Raw genomic sequence first — 25,772 nt, forward strand, 5'->3', positions numbered from 1 at the left:
ATGTAAAAATATACAAATGCGATTATAAAAATTTGATTTAGGCAAAAAAAATATCATTATCCATCTAATTATAGGTAGGGTTGAATCTAATTCAACATTATATTTGCGATGTAATTAAATGCGGACACCTCATCACGTTACTTTTTTAAATATATTTGAGTTCAAATTCAAATATGTTTTTTTTTGAATCGACCTTTTTAATTTTACCTATAATCAAAATTTGACAAATACACTGTTTAAATTAACACAACCAATTAACACAATATGAAAAATATTATTTTTCCATTATTACTATTAACATCACTTATTTTAAATTCCCAAGTTTTACAAAAGAACATTTATCATTATATTGAAAACCCCGATGTAATTTCTGATAATAAAGAAAATGGTCATGCTACTTTTCATTCTTACACTTCGTCAGATAAAGCTTTAAATAATGACATTAAAAATTCTACAAATTATCAATCTCTAAATGGTCTATGGAAATTTCAATGGGTAAGATCACCCGATCAAAGATCATTAGATTTTATGGAGCCAAATACAGATCTAACAGACTGGGACGATATTAAAGTACCTTCCAACTGGGAAGTCGAAGGATATGGTGTACCCATTTATGTAAATCATCAATATGAGTTTTCTGATTTTAAAGCACCTGTCTCTAAAGAAATGGAATTTATTGATGGAATATATCCGAAAAACCCAGGAAAAGTTCCTCATGATTATAATCCGGTAGGCTCTTACAGAAAAGACTTTGAACTAGCTAACAATTGGGATCAAAAAGAAGTTTTTATACATATTGGTGCCATGAAATCTGGTGGGTTTCTATGGGTTAACGGTACTTATGTTGGTTACTCCCAAGGCAGTAAATTACCCGCTGAATTCAATATCACAAAACACTTAAAACCTGGTAAAAACAGTATTGCATTACAAATTTATAGATGGACAGATGGATCATATTTGGAATGTCAAGATTTTTGGAGAATCAGCGGTATTGAGCGAGATGTTTATCTTTATGCACAACCCAAAACTCGCATTAAAGATTTTGAAGTACAATCTTTATTAGACGCATCTTATCTTAATGGTAAATTCAATTTAAAGATTGATTTAGAAAATCATAACATAAAAAAACAAAAAATTAAAGTCAACTATAAAATTATTGATGACTCTAATAAAGAAATTACGAACGAAACGAAAGAATTTCAATTATCAGAGCCTAGTTCAGTAATCTTTTCCGCAACGATAAATAATGTAAAATCATGGTCTGCAGAACATCCTAACTTATATACTTTATTAATTACAACTTTTGATAAAAAAGGAAATGCCATTGAGTCCATTGCCTCTAAAATTGGATTTAGACAAGTAGAAATCAAACAAGGCTTATTGCTGTTAAACGGTCAACGCATAACTTTAAAAGGCGTAAACACACAAGAGCACAACCCTGAAACCGGTCATGTGGTAAGTGAAAAACAAATTATAAGAGATATTACACTTTGGAAAGAGAATAATATTAATGCTGTTAGATTGAGCCACTATCCACAAACCGAAATATTCTATGAATTATGTGATAAATTCGGTATTTACGTGGTTGACGAAACCAATATAGAATCACACGGCATGTATTATGGAAAACATTCTTTAGCAAAAAAACCTGAATGGCAAAATGCTCATGTTGATAGAATGAAACGCCTAGTAGCACGCGACAAAAACCATGCTTCAGTTATTATTTGGAGTATGGGTAATGAAGCTGGTAACGGTATAAATTTCTACGAAGGTTATAAGACTATTAAAAAATTAGACGCCTCAAAAAGACCTGTTCAATACGAAAGACCTTACAAAGATGAAGATGGGAATTTATTTGATATGGATTGGAATACAGACATTATCGTACCACAATACCCTAGTCCTGCCTCATTCGAAAACATAGGAAAGAATTTAACAGACCGTCCTTTTATTCCAAGTGAATACGCCCATGCCATGGGAAATAGCACAGGTAACTTCCAAGACTATTGGGATGTAATTGAGAAATACCCTAACCTTCAAGGTGGTTTTATATGGGACTGGGTTGATCAATCCATATGGAAAACAAATGAAAAAGGTGAAAAGTATTATGCATATGGTGGTGATTTTGGTAAAAACATGCCAACGGACAATAGCTTTTTAAATAACGGAATCGTATTTCCTGACCGTACTCCGCAACCCGCATTGTATGAAGTAAAAAAAGCACATGAGTTTATCAATTTTAAAAACCAAGGTATCACTAGAAAAAATGAAATCCGTGTATTGATTGAAAATCTATACGACTTCACTAATTTATCGCATTTTAATTTTGAAGCTAAAATCAAGGCTGATGGTAAAGTAATTACAACAATACCATTAGAAAGTATTGATGTTGTGCCACATACTTCAAAATTAGTACGCATATCATTAGAAAGTATAAAACCCGAACAAAATACAGAATATTTTGTTGAAATTTCTGCAAAAACCAAGAATGAATGGGGCATTTTACCTGTAAATTTTGAAGTAGCTCATGAACAAATTCAATTGCTCAATAAAACCAAATGGAAACCTTCGAACCTTGACCAAACTGGTAAAGTGAACATAAAAGAAGACAAACAAAAATTGATATTATCCAGTGATGATTTTATGGTTGAATTTGACAAAACTCAAGGAAAAATTACCACTTATACTTATAAAAACACTCAGTATATTAAAGGGGGAAATGGCCCGAAACCGAATTTCTGGAGAGCACCGACCGATAATGATTTAGGTAATGCTATGCACGTCAAAAATATAGCTTGGAAAAAAGCCTCGTTGGAATATAAAGTTCAGGGTTTTAGTGTAGATAAAAAAACATATCCTCTGAAACCTGTAGTTACCGTAACCTATAATTTACCAGGAGTTGATACACAGTTTCAGTCCACTTACACCATTTTTCCTTCAGGCGTTATTAAAATTGGAAATGTTTTAAGTGCAAGTAAAGAAAAATCAGATATCCCAAGAGTAGGAATGCGTATGCAAATTCAAAAACAATTTGATCAGATGACATTTTTCGGTAATGGGCCTTTTGAAAATTATCAAGACAGAAAAGCGGCAGCGTTTACAGATTTGTATAAATCTACCGTTGGTGATCAGTACGTTCCTTATATTAGACCACAAGAAAACGGCTATAAAACAGGAATTCGCTGGGCAGCCTTTGCTGATAAAAATGCGAACGGACTTCTTGTTGTATCCTCCAAAAGTAACCAACAAAACTTAGGTCTAGGAGCTTCACATTCACCGAATGAAGATTTTGATATTACTGCGGATATAGATTATTCTAAAGAAAACCCTAAAGCAAATTTTAGTAAACACACTATTGATATTAAAGAACAAGACTTGGTCCAGTTAAATATTGACCTGCAACAACGTGGCTTAGCTGGTGATGATAGTTGGTATTCTAAACCACAAAAAGAATATCAAATTGACCCCAGTAAAACCCATCAATATGAGTTTTATTTGATTCCGTTTATTCAGGGGAACAATGAGTTGTTTGTGAAAAAGTTTAAGGAGTATTTTATTGGGGAATAATTTTTAATTGTATTCTATTTTAATTCAATTATCGATGATTTATAAAAAAACTATCATATAGAATAGAATGAACTTCCTACTGTAAATAAATAGTTATACTTTTATTACTTCGGATTAAATTTGAAATGTATCTTATAACTGTATAACTGTTATGAAGTTATAACCCTGTGATAAAAATATATAATAAAGCATCCCGAATCCTATTTTCAACTTTATATTTGGTATATGGCTGTATTATTCTTAAAACCATTCAATCTAATGATGTTCAAGAAATGGACTTATTTGGAAAAGTAAAATCCTATTGTTTAAATAGGATTTACAAAAGATTAACTATTGTTCATCCCAACCTTAACCTCTCCTGCAAATACAATCCCTTTTAAAGCTATCGCTTTTATTTCTATTCTGCTTAGCAAAGAAATATTCTCATTAAAATGGGATTAACTAACGTTGATCCCTAATAAGACCGCTACTGCAAATACAATCCCCTATAAAGCTATCGCTTTTATGGGATTTTTTATTTTTATTCTTAGAAAAGCGAGCTTTTCACGCCTAAAAATAAAAAATCCCGCAACAGCTATGCTGTTGCGGGATTGTGATTGATGTGGGCAATGAGGGATTCGAACCCCCGACCCCCTCGGTGTAAACGAGGTGCTCTGAACCAACTGAGCTAATTGCCCTATTTCAATTACTAGAGGACTTATTGTCCTAAAGCGGATGCAAATATAAATTAGTTTTTCATTATCACAAAGGTTTTTTAATAAAAAATTAAATTAATTTTAAACCACCTCAGCAACTACAAATGTACTACCTCCTACAAAAATTAAATCTGTACTTTTTGCGTTACTTTTTGCCGCATTTAAAGCCTGTAATACAGACGAATACGATAATCCATTAATTTGAAAACTACTCGCTTCAATACGTAACTCATCAGCATCTAAACCACGAGGAATATCTGGTCTACAAAAATAATATATTGCATTTTTTGGAAATAATGGCAATACACTACTCAAATCCTTATCATTTACCACTCCAATAACGATATGCAACTTCTCAAAAACTTGTTCTGCCAATTGTTTTAAGACATAAGTTAAGCCTTCTTTGTTATGTGCGGTATCACAAATTATGAATGGATTATGACCTAACGTTTGCCAACGACCTAACAAACCTGTATTTTTTACAACTTCCAAGAGTCCCTTTTTAATCTCTTTATCCGAGATTTTAAATCCTTGCTTTCTTAAAACTAACAAAGTTTGAACAGCTGCTTTACTATTCTTTTGCTGGTAAAGGCCAAGTAAGTCACTTTTATAATCTTCAGTAACCTCATCATCAGCAAAATAAAGTGGTGCCGCTAATTCTTCAGATCGCTTTAAAAAAACATTTTGTACTTCTGGTTGCCGTTCACTTACTACAACTGGAATACCCTTTTTGATAATACCTGCTTTTTCAAAGGCTATTTCAGGCAACGTGTTACCTAACATCTGAGTATGGTCAAATCCGATATTAGTAATTACAGAAACTTCTGGAATTATAATATTCGTAGAATCTAATCTACCTCCAAGACCAACTTCTATGATCGCAATGTCAACTTCTTGTTTGGTAAAATAATCAAAAGCCAATCCAACCGTCATTTCAAAAAATGATAATTTTTGTTGCTCTAAAAAAGTCTTATTATTCTTTATAAACTGAACAACTTCTTTTTCAGAAATACAGTTACCATTTATTTTAATACGCTCTCTAAAGTCTTTTAAATGCGGCGAAGTATACAAACCTACTTTATAACCAGCTTCATGTAAAACAGACGCTATCATATGGCTTGTTGAACCTTTTCCGTTCGTTCCGGCAACATGTACACTTTTAAACTTTTGATGTGGATTACCAAGGTGTGCTGTTAAAGATAAGGTGTTGGTCAAATCTTTTTTAAATGCAATTTTGCCTTGACGTTGATACATTGGAAGTTGTGAGAACATCCAATCTAATGTTGCTTTGTAAGTCAATTTTAATTCGATAAGGAAAAGTTATAAATAATAGAACCTACCTGTTTTGAAGGAGCATTGGTATCTGAGTTAAATTTTGTTTTTAAAGCAGCTTCTTTAGCTCTTTTAAGTAAACATGGAGCAGAATTTGTTGTGCCTTTTATACCTGCAGTTGCGGCTAAAACACGTCCACTCTTATCAACCGAAATACTAACAACAACTTTTCCTTGCTCATTACAATCATAAGTTGGCTTTGGAGTTGAAGTCGCCTTTCTATTTCCTAAACGATAGTTTCCTCCACTTCCACCACCGCCATTGCCGTAATATCCGCTCGCATTTTTATCACCATTAGGGTTTCCTTTATCTCCAGCTTTACCATCATCACCATCGCCTCCATTACCAGTTCCGCCCGTTCCATCTCCTTTTCCTAACTTATCGAACATACCATCCAAACCTTCTCTTTTAGCAGCTTTTTCCGCTCTATCCTTCGCTTCTTTTGCTTCTTTAGCAGCTTTTTCGGCAGCTTTCTGTTTTCTAATTTGATCTGCTTTTTGTTTGGCTTCTCTATCCGCTTTACGTTTTGCGTCTTCTATTCTTTTTTTTGTCGCTTCTGCTTTTCTTTCAGCTTCTTTTTGCTTATTTATTTTTATAGACTCAGCATTATCATTTGTGATAACATCTTCTGCCTTCGAAGGCGTAACAACAGCCTCTGTTGGTGTTTCTTGAACTTCTTCGACTTCTTCAACAACTTCTTCAACCTCTTCTACTTCCTCTTCTACTTCCTCTTGAGAAGCAGATGATGATGGTGCAGGTTCTGACTGAGTATTACCACTACCAACATCTGATGTACCAAAATTTACAGCAATACCATACTCTTCTGGTGGATCTAAATATTTTAGCCCGAAGGTAAAAATCAAAAACAACATTATCCCCATTATAATGGCAGTTAATATTGCTGACTTACGTTTGTATTCTGTATCTAAAAGTTCCATTTTAATTCGGTCTAACCGCTAAAATTACTTTGAATTTATTTCTATTGGCAATATCTAATACATTAACAGCCTTCTCAATCGGCACACCTTCTTCTGCACGTAAAACTATAGTTGGATTATCTTGAGTAGATAAAATTGATAATAAACTTTGTTCAATATCCTTTTCACTAACCTTTTCTCTATCTATATAAAAATCTAATCCCTTAGTGATACTGACTGCCACTGATTTATTATTTTCAGTTTTACCTGACGCCTTTGGCAATAAAATGTCTAAGGCATTTACGGTAACTAATGTTGAAGTTAACATAAAAAATATCAATAACAAGAATACAATATCCGTCATTGACGACATATTAAATTCAGGACTTACTTTATTTCTACCTCTAAAATCCATCTCTATGCAGGTTCATTTAAAAGGTCTAAAAAGTCAACCGATTGTGCTTCCATTTGATAAATTACTTTATTAGTACGAACAACCAAATGATTATAGGCTATATATGCTATAATACCTACTATTAATCCGGCAACAGTAGTAGTCATTGCTGTATATAATCCGTCAGATAACATTTTAATGTCAATTTGTCCACCAGCATTCGCTATTTCATGAATTGCAACAATCATTCCAATTACGGTTCCTAAGAATCCAATCATTGGAGCTGCACCTGCAATCGTGGCGATAACACTTACATTTTTTTCTAATTTATAAATTTCTAATTTACCGGCATTTTCAATTGCAGTATTAATATCCTCTAAAGGCTTACCAATTCTAGAAACTCCTTTTTCAATAAGTCTAGAGGCTGGTGAAGAGGCTTGTGCACATAAAATTTTTGCAGCTTCTAACTTGCCATTCGATATATGATCTCGAATCTGATTCATAAAATTCTTATCAGTTTTTGAGGCTGCTTTAATAGCTAAAAAGCGTTCAAAATAAATGTATAGTGCAATAGCAAGAAGTACTACCAAAATGGCGATAATTATCTGACCGCCAAGTCCACCATCCATTATGAGATCATAAATAGATAATGTTTTTTCTTCTGGAATAAGTTCTTCTAAATTTTCTTGAGCTGTTTCAACACCTTGTTGGATTGTGAGTAACATATAATAGTAGTAGTTTTAGGGATAATAGATAGGTAACGAAATATTTTAAAAAAAATTGTTTGATTTATAAAAAAAATCCCGCCTTATGGCGGGACTTATATTTTTATAATGTTTCCATAAAGAGTAAAGCAAAATAACCGACTATAAAACCTATAGCAGCTAACCACGTAATATTCTTTAAATACCATATAAAATCAATCTTTTCCATACCCATTGCGGCAACACCAGCAGCAGAACCAATAATAAGCATACTACCCCCTGTTCCTGCGGAATACGCAATTAAATGCCAGAGACTAGCATCCATTGGCAAATCATACATACCCATTGATGCAGCCACTAACGGAACATTATCAATAATAGCACTCAAAATACCTAAAATAAAGATCACAACAGATTGATTAGGAATAGCACTATTGAGTATTTCTGCTACATATCTCAATGTACCCACTTGAACCTCCACTCCATCAATGTTTACGCTTCCATAAACCAGGGCTTCTAAAGCCGCTACAGCCATTAAAATACCCAAGAAAAATAAGATACTAGACATTTCTATTCTAGATAATGCTTTATGTGCAGAGTACAAATGCTTACGTTCATTTGTAAAATCTTCTTCAGGGTGAATATATTCAGAAACTAGCCAAACAACACCTAAAGCTAACATCATACCTAAATAAGGAGGTAAATGTGTAACTGTTTTAAAAATTGGAACAGAAACAATCATTCCTAATCCTAAAAATAGCATTGTTTTACTACTTAATAAAGATTTATTTGCCTCATTGTAATCATTAGGATCTGTATCCACGTTACCCTTAAATGCAGGTAACAACGTAGCAACAAATACCGGAATCACCATACATATTATAGAAGGTAATACTAATCTTTCTACTAAATGTAAAGCGGAAACCCTTTTACCTATCCACAACATAGTGGTTGTTACATCTCCAATCGGAGACCACGCTCCTCCAGCATTAGCAGCTATAACAATCATACCTGCAAACCAAAGTCTATCGTTTCTTTCTGGTATTAATTTTCTTAATAAGGTTATCAATACAATTGTTGCCGTTAAATTATCTATAATGGCAGATAAAATAAAAGCTAATATTGCTAAAATCCATAATAATTTTTTCTTGCTTGTAGTCTTAACCCAGCTTTTAAGAACATCAAACCCCTGATGTAGGTCAACAATTTCAACAATTGTCATTGCTCCAATCAAAAAGACTAAAATTTCAGCTGTTTTACCTAAATGATGTAGTAGCATGTTGGTAAAACCTTCTTCTACATGTTCTTTATCATGGGCTCCTAAAAAATCAAAAACATTTTCATGACCATCAATAACATTAAACCAACCTTGATGAAAACCAATTGCTAACAAGGCCCACATTAAAGCTGCCATGAGCAAGGCGGGGACAGTTTTATCTAATTTTAAAGGGTGCTCTAGAGTTATTGCTAAATAACCCAATACAAAAATAAGTATAATTACTGCCGTCATTGTTTGGTTTTTAATTTGGCATAAATATATAAAATTAAATCAATTGTTCCAACGCAATTCTGAAACCTGTTTTGCAAATATCTGTTTTGTAAGGATGTAAGTCATATATTTTTTTTAAGGCTCTAAAAATAGTTTCTGAAGTATCATTAAATATAGCTTCATCTCGCATCGGAATTTCAACTTTACTCTCCATTAAATAAGCAAAAACACGTGCAATACCACAATTTGAAACAAAATCTGGTAAAAGACTCACTTGCTTATCCGTGTATTCCATAATCGGTCCAAAGAAAATTTCCTTATCTGCAAAAGGGACATTTGCTCCAGGTGAAATCACTTCCAATCCCGTTTTTATCATAGACGTAATCTGTTCTTTAGTTACTAACCTTGAGGCCGCTGCAGGAATAAAAATTTCCGCTGGAATTGTCCAAATGCGTTCATTCATTTCTTCAAATGGAATCATCTCTTCTGCCACCAACATATTTCCTCTTTTATTAAGAAACATTTGTCGTACATCCTCTGAACTAAATCCATTTTCATTAATAACCCCTCCACTCCTATCTATAATACCAACAATTTTTGCTCCTAACTGATTTAAATAGTAAGCAGCCGCAGACCCTACATTTCCAAAACCCTGAACAATAGCACGTTTCCCTTTAATATCGCCTCCATAAATATTATAGTAATGCTTAACAGCTTCGGCAACACCATAGCCCGTTAACATATCAGCAACTGTATATTTTCTTGAAATCTTAGGAGTATACTTAGGATCTTCTATTACCTTAATTACACCATGGCGTAATTGCCCAATTCTATTAATTTTCTCAGCTTCTGTTGGTTGAAAGTGACCATTAAAAACACCTTCTTGAGGATGCCAAACACCACACTCTTCTGTTAGTGGAATTACATCGTGAATTTCATCAACATTCAAATCGCCACCTGTACCGTAGTAATGCTTTAACAAAGGAGACACAACTTTATACCACCGTTCTAAAACGCCTCTTTTTCTAACATCATTCGGGTCAAAGTTAATTCCCGATTTTGCACCACCTATCGCTGGGCCAGAAACTGTAAATTTAACTTCCATGGTTTTTGCCAACGACAATACCTCATTCATATCCAATCCTTTACGCATTCTCGTACCACCACCGGCAGCTCCTCCACGCAATGAATTAATAACCGTCCACCCCTCAGCTTCTGTTTCTGCATCTTGCCAATGGAAAACTATTTCTGGTTGTTTATCTTCGTACTTTTTTAATAATTCTTTCATTTCTATTATAATTCAATTACATATTAATATCTTTTATGCAAGACAAACTTGCTTCTCTTAAAACAAAACACATTCTATGTAGCTATAATTGATTCATAATATTATTTAAATAAAGGTTGAATTATTTTTTAAATTTCTTTTGAACACTTAAAGTAAAAACATATATTTAAAAACTAAATTTTAAAGTTAAAAAGTTAGTATTCTTACTCTATTAGTTACTAATATAGTCACTAATTTTTTACCAAATATTATTCATTCCGTAAAAATACAACAAGATTTTTATAAAAAATGTATATTTGATGTCATAAATTCTAATCTCACTAATAAATATATAATGGATTTTAATCTTACTGAAGAACATATAATGATTCGCGATGCTGCTCGTGAATTTGCTAAAACAGAATTATTACCTGGAGTAATTGAACGAGACGACAAACAAGAATTCCCTAAAGAACAAATAAAAAAAATGGGAGAATTGGGATTTTTAGGAATGATGGTTGATCCAAAATATGGCGGTGGAGGAATGGACACAATATCATATGTATTGGCTATGGAAGAAATTTCAAAAGTTGACGCATCCTGTTCTGTAGTAATGTCTGTGAATAATTCGTTAGTTTGTTGGGGAATTGAAACCTACGGTACTGAAGAACAAAAACAAAAATACTTAACCAGATTAGCTACTGGAGAAATAATTGGTGCTTTTTGCCTTAGTGAACCTGAAGCTGGTAGTGATGCAACCTCACAAAAAACAACCGCAATTGACAAAGGAGATCATTATATTTTAAATGGTACAAAAAATTGGATTACCAACGGAAGTACAGCCAGTGTTTATTTAGTAATAGCTCAAACGGATGTAGAAAAAGGACATAAAGGCATAAACGTATTAATTGTCGAAAAAGGAATGCCTGGTTTTGAATTAGGCCCAAAAGAAAATAAATTAGGAATTAGAGGGTCTGACACCCACTCCTTATTATTTACTGATGTAAAGGTACCCAAAGAAAATAGAATTGGTGAAGACGGATTTGGATTCAAATTTGCCATGAAAACCTTAGCAGGAGGTAGAATAGGAATTGCCTCACAAGCGTTAGGTATAGCTTCTGGTGCTTACGAATTGGCTTTACAATACTCTAAAGAACGTAAAGCTTTTGGTAAAGAAATTAGCAGACATCAAGCAATAGCTTTTAAATTAGCCGACATGGCAACCGAAATTGAAGCGGCCAGACATTTATGTATGAAAGCTGCATGGGACAAAGACCAACATGCCAATTATGATTTATCTGGTGCCATGGCTAAACTTTACGCTGCTGAAATGGCTATGCGTGTTACCGTTGAAGCCGTACAAATACATGGTGGCTACGGTTTTGTAAAAGAATACCATGTAGAACGTATGATGCGTGATGCCAAAATAACCCAAATTTATGAAGGGACAAGCGAGATACAAAAGATTGTAATTTCGAGGAGTGTACTTAGAGATTAAAATATTTTTATACATAATTGTATGAACCTTAATGTGTTCATACAATTATGCTATAATTCGCTTCTAATAAATTCTGCTTGAGCACATTTAGTTGACAGGTAAAGTTTTTTATTATTTATTTCAATTTTAAAGATTATTTCTTCATCATCAATTTTCATTTTTAACTTTTCTACTTCAAAAAGTACCCATAGCCCAAATTTTTCAATTTGTGTTAATTCTCCTTTTTTTTGATTAACAATCCGAAACTCTCCTGAGGTACAAAATTCAATTTGAAACAATTCAACAGCTTTTGATTCTTCTGACTCCCGAAAACATCCGCAATACGAACCAATTATATTATACCCTGCATAAGTCCAAGAACCAATAAAATCAATTCTATTAATTTCTTGAGAATTCGAATTAAAAAAATTTAATAGAAAACATATAATAATGATACGCATATAATAATGACGGTTAAATCATTAAAATGTAACTCAAATAATTTAATTTTACTTTAGACATCCAAAATCCAGAGCTAATTATAATTAATCCAATGATAAACATATCTTAAAACAACAAATAATATGTGAAAAACGGTACAATTTTTGTGCACTATCTAGTCGCAATATAAAGCAATCTCCAACTATCAACCACATGAATACCAACATTCAAAAGTCATTATTTTCCTTCTTGTTCTGTTTTATTTCCTTTAGCTTTTTTGGGCAGTCTTCAGACTTTATTAATGGAAAAGTATTTGATGCTAAGACCAAAGAACCACTACCCTTTGCTACTGTATTATTAGCAAATAATAACTTAGGACTTGCTGCAAATGAAGAAGGTGATTTTAGAATCAGCATAAGACCAAATTTCTTGTCAGATACTATATCAATATCATTCATTGGTTACAACAGACAGTTAATAGCGTTTAGCAAATTCAAAATAAATGATGTAAATAATATTTACTTGCAACCAGCTATTTTTACACTAGGCGAAGTTAAATTAACACCCCTTAAAGACAAGATAAGATCTAAAAAGGTGATTAAAGAAGTAATAAAAAATATATCAAAAAATTACCCTACTGATCCTTTTACTTATGTCTCCTATTACAGAGACTATCAAAAACACAAGAATGAATATATAAATCTGAATGAAGGCATCGTTCACACATTCGATAATGGTTTTGATGCCAATAGTAACCTAAATAAATATAGATTATTAGACTATAAAGTAAACACAGATTTTTTAAGGGAAGATTTACCCATACTTTATGATACACTAAATCCTGTAAATTATTCAGATTCTAAAAAATTTATCACTGACGCCTTTATACCTGATCAAGGTGGTAATGAACTTTTTATTCTCCGAGTACATGATGCTATACGAAACTATAACACAAACTCATTTTCTTACATTTATAAATTAACTCGAGATTTATTAAAAAACCATAAATTTTCAAAAGCAAAGCCCGTTTACAATAACAACCTTATGCTTTATAAAATTGAATTTACGAATAACAAACTCAAAACCGTACCTTGGATTAATATATTAGGAGAACTGTATGTTGAACCCAATAATTTTGCCATCCATAAAATTATTTACAAATGCATGAACAAAGAAGATGACAAAGAGATATATAACATTACAATGGAATATGGTCGAGAACAATCTATCGATTCTTTAATGTATTTAAAATATATTTCATTTAACAACACGTTCAATATTGTTGATAAAACTGATAACACTTATTTCAGAATAATTAATAAATATTTATACCCTACATATTTAAAATTAAGAATGAATAATGAAGTTGATGAGGAATCCGTCAATAATAAAGATTTTTATACCTTTTATTCGGTGACGGGTAAAAAATTGGAGGTTGAAGATATTATTGTTAAGGATAAAACCATAATAGTTAATTTCAAAAATAAAAATTATAAAATAGCAAGAGTTACTGCTAAAATTTCAAACTTTAAAGACATCAATGGAAATTTATTAGGCAGAAAAAAAATCTTAAAATATAAACAGTATAGAGAGTTATTTGTTTTAGACAATAAAGACAGTTTAAAATTTAAAGACAGCTGTTATTTAATAGATAAACCATTAATTGATAACTGTATTTCTAAATATAATGGTGAAAATAAATATTGGATGAATACACCAGAAGGCATTAAAAAAGAATAAATAAATTTGAAATTAACTACTACTTGAAGAATTATTAAATTCCAAATCATACAATTGCAACCCCGAACTGGGAGCAATAGTCGGAAAAAATTTACGATCATTATTTTCCATTAGGGATTGTTCAATAAAGTCTAAATCTAGCTCCCCCTTTCCTAATTTAAATAATACCCCCATCATCAATCTTATTTGATAACGTAAAAACCCACTCCCCTTAACACGTAAACAATAACTCTTTTCAGGAAAAAAATTGGCAGTGTAGATGTCATTTTTAACAATTTCACAACAATCAATAGTTCGTTTAAAAATAGTATGAGCTGAAGGTTGTGTACAATATTTATGAAAAAAGTGCTCGCCTTCAAATAGTTTTGCCCCCTGTATCATCAACTCAATATCCAAATGTTCTTCTAACCCTACTATAAAAGGTGCAGCAAAAGGATGATTTTTTTCCCCAAAAGAAAAGAAATACAAATATTCCTTAACCTTAGGATGTTGAATTATATTAAAATTACTAGTCGTCTTTTCAATAGCTAAACCTTTAAAATCTGGAGGAAAATTAGAATTCAAATCTTTCATAAATGATTTCAATTCTAATTCTTCATCACAAAAAAGCTGAAAAACATAGTTGCTAGCAGACACCTTAGCATCCGTTCTACCCACCCCAAGTGTTTTATAATCCCGATGTTTAAACACAAAAGATAAGGTTTTATCAACCATTTCATGGAGCGTTTTTGCATTGGTTTGTTTTTGCCAACCATGAAAACGAAAGCCTAAGAATTGTAAATTAATCAAATAGGTAAACTGATACTTCATAAATACATGCCATTATTAATAATGCAATATATATAAATCTTTAAACACTATTCCACATTATCTAATATGTAACAAATGTGAGCTGTTTTTAATACATTAATATGTTATTTACACAAAAAAACTATCAATCAACATTTTTTCAGTTAAAATACTACACAATCTTACCGAAAATGATATTTTTTTCTTAAAACTGCATTTTTATCATATTATTAAAATTATAGTTTAAATTTTAATACCCCCTATTTTTTAGACACCAAATTAACTAAATTTTATATTTTTAAAATTATACCCCCTATATTTTTATCAATAATAATTCAAATTACTACTTTTAACAAGTGCACCCCCTTTTTTTATTCAAATTAATTTCTACATTTGACCGCTGTAAGACAAAACATATTATTCAAATTAAAAATCAACTTTATGAAATTAATTACAAAACATGAAAGTAAATCAAAACTTAAAAATTTAAGATTTACAAAAAGTATTTTAACAATAGCAATACTATTAAGTGGCATAAATGCAATTGCCCAAACTGAAGGAGAAGAGAAAAAAAACAAACTTTCTATTTCTGGTTCAGTAGATGCTTACTACCAATCTTATTTATCCACTTCTGATGATTTAGACCAGTCTTTCGGAACCGCTTTTGCAGAACAATCTGGTTTTGCTTTAGGTATGGGTAATTTAATTGTAAGTTACGAAGGAGAGAAAATAGGTGCTGTTCTTGATTTAGTTTCAGGACCACGAGGTGCAGCTGCAACTTTTAATAGTGATATTATAGACGGTATCGTAAATCAAGCATACGTTTATTGGAATGTTTCTGAAGGAACTAAATTAACCATGGGACGTTTTAATACGTTTTTAGGATATGAAGTTATTTCTCCAGCAGCAAACTTTAACTACAGTACTTCTTATTTATTTTCGAACGGTCCTTTTTCACATCTAGGTTTAAAAGCAGACTTTACATTATCTGATGATTTTAGCTTAATGCTTGCAATTATGAATCCTTGGGATACTAATGATGTTTCAACAACTGGTGAATATTCACTTGGTGCTCAAATAGGTTATTCTGGTCAATACTTAAACTTCTACTATGATAGTGGTAATTATGGTGGTTTAGGTTTTGAAGTTGATTACACAGGTGGATTCGATTTATCTGATAGCTTCTTCTTAGGAATTAACGGAGCATACCAAACAAGTGATGATCAAGGTTTCTACGGTGCTGCCTTATACCCACAATTAGCTACATCTGATTCTTTTAGCATTGGTTTAAGAGGAGAGTATTTTGGATATCACTCAAAAGATTTTGATGACTTACCAAGTGTATTCGCTACAACGTTAACAGCTAGCTACACCATTGAAAACTTAATTATTAAGCCAGAAATCAGATTAGATTCTTGGAGCAATGTTGATAATAATGAGCCTTATGTAAATTCTAAAGGAGAAGCTGCAAATAGCTTATCTGCATTTACATTAGCAGCTATTTACAAGTTTGACTAATACTTTAAAAAATTAAGCAAAGCAAGTATAGTTACAGGCTTTGCTTAATCTTTAATACTAACCCTTAAAAACCAAATAATTATGTCAATATTAAATTTACCTCTTTTTATACAAGACACTGCGGAAGTAGTTGAAATGGCCACGAAAGACGACATGGGAATGTTATGGATGGTTATTGCAGCAATTCTTGTATTCTTTATGCAAGCAGGTTTCTTCCTTGTCGAATCTGGAATGACAGATTCTAAAAATGCAGTAAACATTGCAATGAAAAACTTTCTAGATATCGCAGTTGGCTCTTTGGCCTTTTGGTTTATCGGATATTCTTTGATGTACGGTTCAGATGTTTCTGGTGGAGGTTATTTTCATTGGGGAGGCTTTACTTTTTCTCAAGGTGCTGCTGATTTATTCTTTCAAACTGTTTTTGCCGCCACAGCAGCAACTATTGTATCTGGAGCAATTGCGGGTCGAACAAAATACACAACCTATGCTATATTCAGTATCGTTTTAACTGCTTTTATCTATCCAATTGCAGGAGGATGGGAATGGAATGGTGGTTGGTTAAACACAGCTTCATTTATGCCAGCTGAATTTATTGATTTTGCAGGTTCTTCAATCGTTCACTCTGTTGGTGGATGGGCAGCATTAGTTGCGGCTTGGATGGTAGGTCCAAGAATTGGAAAATACATTAATGGCAAACCTGTTGAGCTACCTGGACATAATCAAATGTATGCTACTTTAGGTGTTTTTATCCTTTGGTTAGGATGGTTCGGATTTAATGGTGGTTCTCAATTAGCCTGGGGTGGAGCTGATGCAGTTGCTGCTTCTCAAGTAATTCTTGTAACCAATCTTGCAGCATCTGCTGGGGCAATTGGTGCACTATTATTAACTTGGATTAAAGATGGTAAACCAAACCTAAGTATGACCTTAAACGGTGCACTTGCTGGACTTGTAAGTATTACTGCCGGATGTGGAAACATGGGAGAAGGCGGTGCTGTACTTGCGGGTTTAATTGGGGGTATACTTGTAGTATATTCAATTGGATTCATTGAAAAAACATTAAAAATTGATGATGCAGTTGGTGCTATTTCTGTTCACGGTATTTGTGGAGCTTGGGGAACACTAGTAATAGGATTATGGGGTATAGACGGTGACGCCGGTATCGGATTATTTAATGGTGGTGGAGCTGCTCAACTTGGAGCTCAAGCTATTGGTGTATTTGCATATGCATTCTGGGCAGTTGTATTATCTTTTGTTTTCTTAATCATAATGAAGAAAACTGTTGGCTTACGAGTTACCGAAGAAGAAGAAATCACTGGTCTAGATCTTACAGAACACGGTTCAATTGCTTACCACGGTAAAAGACAAAGAGAAATTGAATAAGAAAAATTTATATTAAAACTCAAGCAAGGGAGACCTTTATCAATTAATAAGAAAATATTTAGATTGAAAAATCTAAATATTTTCTTATTATTGAAACAAACTAAACAATATAAGATTTGATATTATGAAAAAAATAGAAGCTATTATCCGAAAATCTAAATTTATTCAAGTAAAAGAAGCATTACACAACGTTGATGTTAACTTTTTTTCCTACTGGGATGTAACGGGATTAGGTAATGAAAAAGAAGCTCACGTTTACAGAGGTGTTAGCTATAGTACTCAAGACATACAACGTAGATACCTATCAATAGTAGTAAATGATGATTTTGAAGAAATTACCATTAAAGCTTTACTAGAAGCTGCTTCAACCGGTGATGTTGGAGATGGTAAAATTTTTGTTTCTGACATATCAGAAGCATATCGTATAAGAACTGGAGAAAAAGGTGGAGAAACTTTAAAGAAAAAATCAAAATAACAACTAACTATGGAATTACTTACAATTAACAATGTATGGATGATGATCTGTACGGCATTAGTATTTTTTATGCATTTAGGATTTTCACTTTTGGAAATCGGATTAACAAGACAAAAAAACACTCTCAACATATTATTTAAAAATATATTCATAATCACTGTTGGTCTACTACTTTATTGTCTAGTAGGGTTTAACCTAATGTATCCAGGTGAATTTAACGGATTTATTGGTTTTGCAGGATTTGGTTTAGAAGCACCATTAAATGCAGAAGGCACTTTAGACCTAGCTTACAATTCGGGTTATACATATTGGACAGATTTCCTTTTTCAAGGAATGTTTGCTGCTACTGCAGCTACTATAGTTTCTGGTGCAGTTGCTGAAAGAATTAAATTAGGACCATTTATGATTTTCGTAGTCATTTACGTAGGCCTTGTTTACCCAATTACAGGTTCATGGTTTTGGGGTGGTGGATTTCTAAAAACACTAGAAACTCCTTTTTATGACTTTGCCGGTTCAACGCTAGTGCATTCTGTAGGAGGATGGGCTGCTTTGGTAGCTGTTTGGTTATTAGGCTCTAGAATTGGAAAATTTAAAAATGGTAAACCACAAGCTATTCCTGGTCACAACATACCATTAGCAACAGCTGGTGTTTTAATTCTATGGTTAGGATGGTTCGGTTTCAACGGAGGATCTGTTCTATCTGCCGACCCTGCATTAACATCTTTAACTTTAGTAAATACTAGTTTAGCTGCTGCGGCGGGTGGCGTAATTGCGTTCTTAGTTTCTACATTAAAATATAAAAACTACGATTTAACCATGTTTTTAAATGGTATTCTTGGTGGTTTAGTTGGCATAACAGCCGGTGCAGATCAAATGAGCCCTATGGATGCTATCTTAATTGGAGGTATCGCTGGAGCCATTATTGTTTTTGGTGTTGCTTTAGTAGACAAATTAAAATTAGACGATCCTGTTGGAGCAATTGCTGTCCATTTAATATGTGGAATTTGGGGGACATTAGCTGTTGGCCTTTTTGGAGAATTAGCCAGTGGAGCACAATTCGTCAGCCAATTAATTGGTGTGGCGTCTTATGCCGTATTTTGTATAATAACATCGTTTATAATATTATTTACATTAAAGAAAACGGTCGGAATTCGAGTTTCCGAGCGAGAAGAACTTGAAGGTTTAGACGTTCATGAACACGGTATGGATGCATATCCTGATTTTAGAATGAACGAACATTAAAAGTTTAAGTTAGTCCTAATTTCTAAATTTTACACGGTTAAACACTGGTTTAGCCGTGTATTTTCTGTTGCTATATTGTCAATATGATAATTTAATTACTATTAAATTTAGAGTCCTTAATTTATATTGGTTAAATATTCTTATTACCACATTATTTACAACATACTATTGCATATCCTAAATTATTTCTATCAATTTGCTTAATTTTGTAGACCTAATTATAATTTATGAAGCAACAAGGACTATACTTACCCGAATTTGAACATGAAAATTGCGGTGCAGGTTTTATTTGTAATCTCAAAGGTGAGAAAACGAATCAAATTATACACGACGCCTTAGAAATTCTTGTAAAATTAAAACATAGAGGAGGTGTAAGTTCTGATGGAAAAACCGGAGATGGTGCAGGTCTATTAATTGATATCCCTCATGAATATTTTCAACGTGTTTGTGATTTTCAACTTCCAGAAGCCAGAGCATATGCTGTGGGAATGGTCTTTCTACCTAAAGTAAATAATCAATACCAGTTTTGTAAAGACACTTTTGAAAAAGAGATAAAAGCACAAGGGCTTTCTTTATTAGGATGGAGAGTAGTCCCTGTAGACTCTTCCCATTTAGGAGAAATAGCGTTAGCGTCAGAACCTAATATTGAGCAAATTTTTATTGGTAAAGATGAAAACATTGACGAGGCCACTTTTAAAGCTAAGTTATATGCAGCTCGTAAAATTACGGAACATAGCATTAGAAAATCAAAAATATCTGAAGGTGGGTATTTTTACCTACCTAGTTTATCTAATACTACATTAATATACAAGGGTATAATTATGCCTGAAGATATTGGGCCATATTATACTGATTTACAAGAAATAGATTTAGTGACACGTTTGGCATTAGTGCATCAACGTTTCTCTACAAACACAATGCCTACTTGGGAGTTAGCTCAACCATTCCGATTTATGTGTCAAAATGGTGAAATTAATACTTTACGTGGTAATGTAAGTAGAATGCGAGTACGTGAAGAAATCATGAAAAGTGATGTTTTTGGTCCACAAATAGAAAAATTATTCCCAATTATCCTTCCAGGAAAATCCGATTCTGCTTCTATGGACATGGTCGTAGAACTATTAACTCATACAGGACGTTCTTTGCCTGAAATTATGATGATGATGATTCCTGAAGCTTGGGAAAAACACCAAACAATGTCTGATGAACGTAAAGCTTTTTACGAATACAACGGATGTATAATGGAACCTTGGGATGGTCCTGCATCAGTGCCTTTTACTGATGGCGATTATATTGGTGCCCTATTAGATAGAAATGGATTAAGACCATCTAGATATACAGTTACCAAAAGTGGAAAACTAATCATGTCTTCTGAGATTGGAGTTGTAGATATTGACCCTTCTGATGTTGAAAGTCATGGTCGTTTAGAACCGGGTAAAATGTTTTTAGTAGACATGAATAACGGTCGTATAATTAATGATAAGGAAATAAAAAGTAAAATTGTTTCAGAAAGGCCTTATAGAGAATGGTTAGATAAAAAAAGACTTCATTTAAAAGATGTTCCGTATACAAACGAAACGTGCCCAATTGAAACTTTAGATATCAAAACAAGACAACGCTTATTTAACTATACCTTTGAAGATATTCAAGAAGTAATTACACCGATGGCCATTGTGGGTAAAGAAGCGTTAGGATCAATGGGTATTGATACGCCTTTGGCTGTTTTATCAGATAGACCTCAATTAATATCAAATTATTTTAAGCAGTTATTTGCTCAGGTAACGAACCCTCCTTTAGACGGTATTCGTGAAGAAATTGTAACAGACATTAGCCTTAACTTAGGTAAAGACCGAAATATTTTTAGTATTACAGAAAGACAATGTAGAAAATTAAGAATTCAAAATCCAGTAATTTCAAATGCTGATTTAGAGAAAATTCGATCAATTTCTATTGAAAGCTTTAAGGCGGAAACCATAGAAATTTTATATCCAAAAGCACAAGGTCTAAACGGACTTGAAGATGCCTTAGAAAATATAATTGTTCAAATTGAAAAAGCAATAGAAAGAAAAACAAATATAATTATTCTATCGGACAGAGGTGTAAGCCAAGAGTTTGCTCCAATTCCTGCATTATTAGCTTGTTCTTATGTAAATCATCAACTGAATCGTTTGAGAAAACGTTCTTATTTTGATATTATTATTGAATCTGCTGAACCACGTGAGCCACATCAATTTGCTACTTTGTTTGGTTATGGTGCTAGTGCCATAAATCCGTACATGGTAAACGAGATTATCAGAATACAGGTGAAAGAAGGCTTTATTAAGGGCATGGATGAGCAAAAAGCAGTTGATAACTTTAATAAAGCTATAGGAAAGGGTATTTTAAAAATCATGAACAAAATTGGAATCTCAACGTTACATTCGTATCGAGGTTCTCAAATTTTTGAAATTGTTGGTTTTAACTCTCAATTTGTAGAAAAATACTTCCCATACACAACTTCAAGAATAGAAGGTATTGGTTTATATGAAATTGAAAAAGAAATAAATCAACGCTATAAAAATGCCTATCCAGATAATAAAATTAACAGAAAACTAGGGCTTAATATTGGTGGTGAGTATAGATGGAGACGTAAAGGTGAAAAGCATTTATTTAATCCAACTACTGTTGCTAAATTACAACAAGCCGTTAGATTAAGTGATCAAGATAGTTATGATGTCTATGCAAATGCTATTAATGAGCAATCAGAAAGCTTAATGACCATTCGTGGTTTATTTGAGTTTGATAATTTAGACCCAATTCCAATTGAAGAAGTTGAACCTTGGACGGAAATAGTAAAACGATTTAAAACTGGGGCAATGTCTTATGGGTCTATTTCAAGAGAAGCTCATGAAAATTTAGCCATTGCCATGAATCGTATTGGAGGTAAGTCTAATTCTGGTGAAGGTGGTGAAGATAGAAAACGATTTCAAAAAGATAGTAATGGGGATAGTCGTAACTCGGCCATAAAACAAGTAGCATCTGGTCGATTTGGTGTTACATCTCACTATTTGTCAAATGCCAAAGAAATTCAAATCAAAATGGCTCAAGGTGCAAAACCTGGAGAAGGTGGTCAATTACCGGGAGAAAAAGTGTATCCGTGGATTGCCGCTGTACGTAATTCAACGCCATTTGTTGGATTAATCTCTCCTCCTCCGCATCATGACATATACTCTATTGAAGATTTAGCACAGTTAATTTTCGATTTAAAAAATGCCAATCGTGACGCTCGAATTAATGTAAAATTAGTTTCGGAAGTTGGTGTAGGTACAATTGCTGCAGGTGTAGCAAAAGCAAAAGCTGATGTTGTTCTAATTTCAGGTTACGATGGTGGTACGGGGGCATCCCCACTTACATCTTTAAAACATGCTGGTTTACCTTGGGAACTTGGTTTGGCAGAAGCACAACAGACATTAGTATTAAATAAATTAAGAAGTAGAATTGTTGTAGAATGTGACGGTCAATTAAAAACAGGTCGTGATGTTGCTATAGCTGCTTTATTAGGTGCTGAAGAATTCGGATTTGCTACTGCTCCGTTAGTCGCATCAGGATGTATTATGATGAGAAAATGTCATTTGAATACGTGTCCTGTTGGCATCGCTACACAGGATAAAGAATTACGTAAAAACTTCAAAGGAACGCCAGAACATGTCATAAATTTCTTCTTCTATATAGCAGAAGAACTTAGAGGAATTATGGCTCAATTAGGATTTAGAACATTAGAAGAAATGGTAGGCCAAACGCATAAAATTAATGCGAATAAAGCCATACATCATTATAAAGCTAAAGGATTAGATTTATCTAGTATCTTACATAGACCGTCATCTTATCGTAAATTAATTGTAAAAAATACGGAACAACAAGACCATAATCTGGATAATGTTTTAGATTTTACAATTTTAAAAGATTCGCACAGGGCATTGTACAGAAAAGTAAAAATGACGCTAGAATATCCTATTAAAAATGTAAACCGTACCGTAGGTGCAATTGTTAGTAACGAAATTTCAAAAATTTATGGTCATTTAGGTTTACCTGAAGACACCTTAAATATTAATTTTACAGGATCTGCAGGACAGAGTTTTGGAGCATTTGGAGCACACGGACTAACATTTACCTTAGAAGGAAATACGAACGATTATCTTGGTAAAGGCCTTTCAGGTGCGAAACTAATTATAAAGAAACCAGCAACAGCTGACTTTTTAGCCGAAGAAAACATCATTGTAGGTAATGTTTGTTTATTTGGAGCCGTACAAGGTGAAGCCTATATAAATGGTATTGCAGGTGAACGTTTTGCCGTTCGTAACTCAGGAGCAACTGCCGTTGTTGAAGGTGTTGGAGATCATTGTTGTGAATATATGACAGGTGGTAAAGTTGTTGTTTTAGGTAAAACAGGTAGAAATTTTGCCGCAGGTATGAGTGGTGGTGTCGCTTATGTTTATGATCCTGGCAAAAAATTTGTAAATGGATTATGTAATCAAGAAACAATTGAATTTGAAGAAATTTCAGCAGAAGATGCTTTAGATTTACAAGATTTAATTAAAAAACATGTACTCTATACCAATAGTAAAAAAGGTCAGAGATTACTTTCAGATTGGGCAACTAGCTTAAGTAATTTTGTGCGTGTGATGCCAACAGAATACAAACGAGCATTAATACGTTTAGAGACAGAAGAACAATTAGTTGAAGAATTAACAATAGCATAGTGTCATGGGAAAAATTACAGGATTTAAAGAGTTTGAAAGACAAGATGAAAAGTACACGGAAGTAAAAGATCGTGTAAAAAATTATAAAGAATTTACAGTGCCTTTGAATGAGTCTGAAATCACAGAACAAGGTTCACGTTGCATGGATTGCGGTATTCCATTTTGTCATAGTGGTTGTCCACTTGGAAATTTAATTCCCGATTTTAACCATATGGTATATCAAGGTGAATGGCAAAAAGCATCATGGTTATTACATTCAACGAATAACTTTCCAGAGTTTACAGGACGCTTATGTCCAGCACCGTGTGAAAAATCATGCGTATTAGGTATTATTGAAGATCCTGTTTCTATAGAAAATATCGAAAAAAGTATTGTAGAACGTGCTTTTAAAGAAGGTTGGATTAAACCACACCCTCCAAAAGTACGAACGGGTAAAACCATTGCCGTTGTTGGTTCTGGTCCTGCTGGATTAGCTGCTGCTCAACAATTAAATAGAGCCGGACATTTAGTTACAGTTTTTGAAAGAGATGATGCTATTGGCGGTTTATTACGCTATGGAATTCCCAATTTTAAAATGGAAAAAGGAATTATAGATCGTCGCTTGGCAATTCTAATTGCAGAAGGAATTATATTTAAAACAAATGTAAATGTTGGTGTAAATTATAAAGTTGAGGATTTAAAAGCTTTTGACGCCGTAGTTTTATGTGGTGGAGCAACAGTTAGACGAAGTTTACCAACTCCTGGTATTGATGCAATAGGTGTGGTACAAGCAATGGATTTCTTAACACAGCAAACTAAAGTATTATTTGGTAAAGAAATAAAAGACCAAGTAATGGCTACAGACAAAAATGTTATAGTAATTGGTGGTGGAGATACAGGTTCTGATTGCGTAGGTACTTCTAATCGTCATGGAGCAAAATCTGTAGTGAATTTTGAAATTATGCCTAAACCACCAGGACATCGTTCACCAACTACTCCTTGGCCTTACTGGCCATTGCAGTTAAAAACTACTTCTTCTCATAAAGAAGGTGTAGAAAGAAACTGGCTTATCAACACCAAAGAATTCATTAAAGATAAAGACGGAAAATTAACTGCTTTAAAAACAATAAATGTTGAATGGAAAATGGTTCCAGGTCAACGGCCTCAGTTAATTGAAATAGAAGGTACTGAAAAAACTTGGCCTTGTGACTTGGCTTTACTTGCCCTTGGGTTTACAGGCCCAGAAGCTACGTTAAGTGACCAATTAGGTTTAGAGACAGATGTTAGAAGTAATTATAAAGCTACGAAATACCAAACCAATGTGCCAAATATTTTTGCAGCTGGAGATATGCGTAGAGGCCAATCATTAATTGTTTGGGCAATATCCGAAGGTAGAGAAGCAGCGAGAGAAGTTGATAGATTTTTAATGGGGCGTACAAACCTAGCAACCAAAGGTAGTGGAGATTTATTGTCTGTACACTAGAATCATCTGTTCTTACATAGAACATAATCAAATTTTATATCAATAGTTCAAATAAAAATTCCTCCTTTCAATTGAAAGAAGGAATTTTTATTTATGATATTCTATTTCCAATAAGCTACGTTTAGAACTGCTTTCTCTTATAAT

17 protein-coding genes and 1 tRNA gene are annotated in these 25,772 nt (G+C 33.1%); 9 read left to right on the forward strand and 9 right to left on the reverse strand.

What is annotated here, in order from left to right; all coding sequences use genetic code 11:
* Positions 1 to 264: 264 nt before the first annotated feature.
* The gene (locus tag FF125_RS15305) at positions 265 to 3,567 is read left to right on the forward strand and encodes a glycoside hydrolase family 2 TIM barrel-domain containing protein (protein WP_138950579.1); all 3,303 of its coding nucleotides are present in this window, start codon (positions 265 to 267) and stop codon (positions 3,565 to 3,567) included.
* Between the two features lie 602 nt (positions 3,568 to 4,169).
* On the opposite strand, the gene FF125_RS15310 is transcribed toward FF125_RS15305, so the two are convergent.
* The 7 genes from FF125_RS15310 to FF125_RS15340 form a co-directional block, all read right to left on the reverse strand.
* A tRNA-Val gene (locus tag FF125_RS15310) sits at positions 4,170 to 4,244 on the reverse strand.
* 99 nt (positions 4,245 to 4,343) lie between these two features.
* Positions 4,344 to 5,561 carry a bifunctional folylpolyglutamate synthase/dihydrofolate synthase gene (locus FF125_RS15315; RefSeq protein ID WP_138950580.1) on the reverse strand — a complete coding sequence of 406 codons (1,218 nt, stop codon included), beginning with the start codon at positions 5,559 to 5,561 and terminating at the stop codon, positions 4,344 to 4,346.
* Positions 5,562 to 5,563: 2 nt separating this feature from the next.
* Positions 5,564 to 6,532 carry an energy transducer TonB gene (locus FF125_RS15320; protein ID WP_138950581.1) on the reverse strand — a complete coding sequence of 323 codons (969 nt, stop codon included), beginning with the start codon at positions 6,530 to 6,532 and terminating at the stop codon, positions 5,564 to 5,566.
* A 1-nt stretch (position 6,533) separates the two neighbouring features.
* Entirely contained in the window at positions 6,534 to 6,926 is a 393-nt protein-coding gene (locus FF125_RS15325) for an ExbD/TolR family protein (protein ID WP_138950582.1), read from the reverse strand.
* Between the two features lie 2 nt (positions 6,927 to 6,928).
* Positions 6,929 to 7,630 carry a MotA/TolQ/ExbB proton channel family protein gene (locus FF125_RS15330; protein WP_138950583.1) on the reverse strand — a complete coding sequence of 234 codons (702 nt, stop codon included), beginning with the start codon at positions 7,628 to 7,630 and terminating at the stop codon, positions 6,929 to 6,931.
* A 103-nt stretch (positions 7,631 to 7,733) separates the two neighbouring features.
* A complete protein-coding gene (gene nhaD / locus FF125_RS15335; RefSeq protein ID WP_138950584.1) occupies positions 7,734 to 9,119 on the reverse strand; it encodes a sodium:proton antiporter NhaD in 1,386 nt (461 codons plus the stop codon).
* A gap of 34 nt (positions 9,120 to 9,153) precedes the next feature.
* A complete protein-coding gene (locus FF125_RS15340) occupies positions 9,154 to 10,386 on the reverse strand; it encodes a Glu/Leu/Phe/Val dehydrogenase dimerization domain-containing protein (protein ID WP_138950585.1) in 1,233 nt (410 codons plus the stop codon).
* A 334-nt stretch (positions 10,387 to 10,720) separates the two neighbouring features.
* On the opposite strand from FF125_RS15340, the gene FF125_RS15345 reads away from it, so the two are divergent.
* Positions 10,721 to 11,863, forward strand: a complete 1,143-nt coding sequence (locus tag FF125_RS15345) for an acyl-CoA dehydrogenase (RefSeq protein ID WP_138950586.1) — start codon at positions 10,721 to 10,723, stop codon at positions 11,861 to 11,863.
* 50 nt (positions 11,864 to 11,913) lie between these two features.
* Here FF125_RS15345 and FF125_RS15350 read toward each other — a convergent pair whose 3' ends face one another.
* Complete coding sequence (locus FF125_RS15350; RefSeq protein WP_138950587.1) at positions 11,914 to 12,303, reverse strand: hypothetical protein; 390 nt, start codon at positions 12,301 to 12,303, stop codon at positions 11,914 to 11,916.
* Between the two features lie 193 nt (positions 12,304 to 12,496).
* Here FF125_RS15350 and FF125_RS15355 point away from each other — a divergent pair, with 193 nt between their 5' ends.
* Complete coding sequence (locus FF125_RS15355; RefSeq protein ID WP_138950588.1) at positions 12,497 to 14,023, forward strand: carboxypeptidase-like regulatory domain-containing protein; 1,527 nt, start codon at positions 12,497 to 12,499, stop codon at positions 14,021 to 14,023.
* A gap of 12 nt (positions 14,024 to 14,035) precedes the next feature.
* On the opposite strand, the gene FF125_RS15360 is transcribed toward FF125_RS15355, so the two are convergent.
* Complete coding sequence (locus FF125_RS15360; RefSeq protein ID WP_138950589.1) at positions 14,036 to 14,833, reverse strand: tRNA pseudouridine synthase A; 798 nt, start codon at positions 14,831 to 14,833, stop codon at positions 14,036 to 14,038.
* Positions 14,834 to 15,253: 420 nt separating this feature from the next.
* On the opposite strand from FF125_RS15360, the gene FF125_RS15365 reads away from it, so the two are divergent.
* From FF125_RS15365 to FF125_RS15390, 6 genes are all read left to right on the forward strand, one after another.
* Positions 15,254 to 16,330 (forward strand): outer membrane beta-barrel protein, encoded by a 1,077-nt coding sequence (locus FF125_RS15365; RefSeq protein ID WP_138950590.1) that lies wholly within the window; start codon positions 15,254 to 15,256, stop codon positions 16,328 to 16,330.
* An 81-nt stretch (positions 16,331 to 16,411) separates the two neighbouring features.
* A complete protein-coding gene (locus FF125_RS15370; RefSeq protein WP_138950591.1) occupies positions 16,412 to 17,710 on the forward strand; it encodes an ammonium transporter in 1,299 nt (432 codons plus the stop codon).
* 124 nt (positions 17,711 to 17,834) lie between these two features.
* Positions 17,835 to 18,185, forward strand: a complete 351-nt coding sequence (locus tag FF125_RS15375) for a P-II family nitrogen regulator (RefSeq protein ID WP_138950592.1) — start codon at positions 17,835 to 17,837, stop codon at positions 18,183 to 18,185.
* 9 nt (positions 18,186 to 18,194) lie between these two features.
* Positions 18,195 to 19,427, forward strand: coding sequence for an ammonium transporter (locus tag FF125_RS15380; RefSeq protein WP_138950593.1), 1,233 nt, complete (start codon positions 18,195 to 18,197; stop codon positions 19,425 to 19,427).
* Positions 19,428 to 19,654: 227 nt separating this feature from the next.
* A complete protein-coding gene (gltB, locus tag FF125_RS15385) occupies positions 19,655 to 24,166 on the forward strand; it encodes a glutamate synthase large subunit (protein ID WP_138950594.1) in 4,512 nt (1,503 codons plus the stop codon).
* A 4-nt stretch (positions 24,167 to 24,170) separates the two neighbouring features.
* The gene (locus FF125_RS15390) at positions 24,171 to 25,628 is read left to right on the forward strand and encodes a glutamate synthase subunit beta (RefSeq protein WP_138950595.1); all 1,458 of its coding nucleotides are present in this window, start codon (positions 24,171 to 24,173) and stop codon (positions 25,626 to 25,628) included.
* Positions 25,629 to 25,772 lie beyond the last annotated feature (144 nt).

Source organism: Aureibaculum algae, assembly GCF_006065315.1.
GTDB lineage: Bacteria > Bacteroidota > Bacteroidia > Flavobacteriales > Flavobacteriaceae > Aureibaculum > Aureibaculum algae.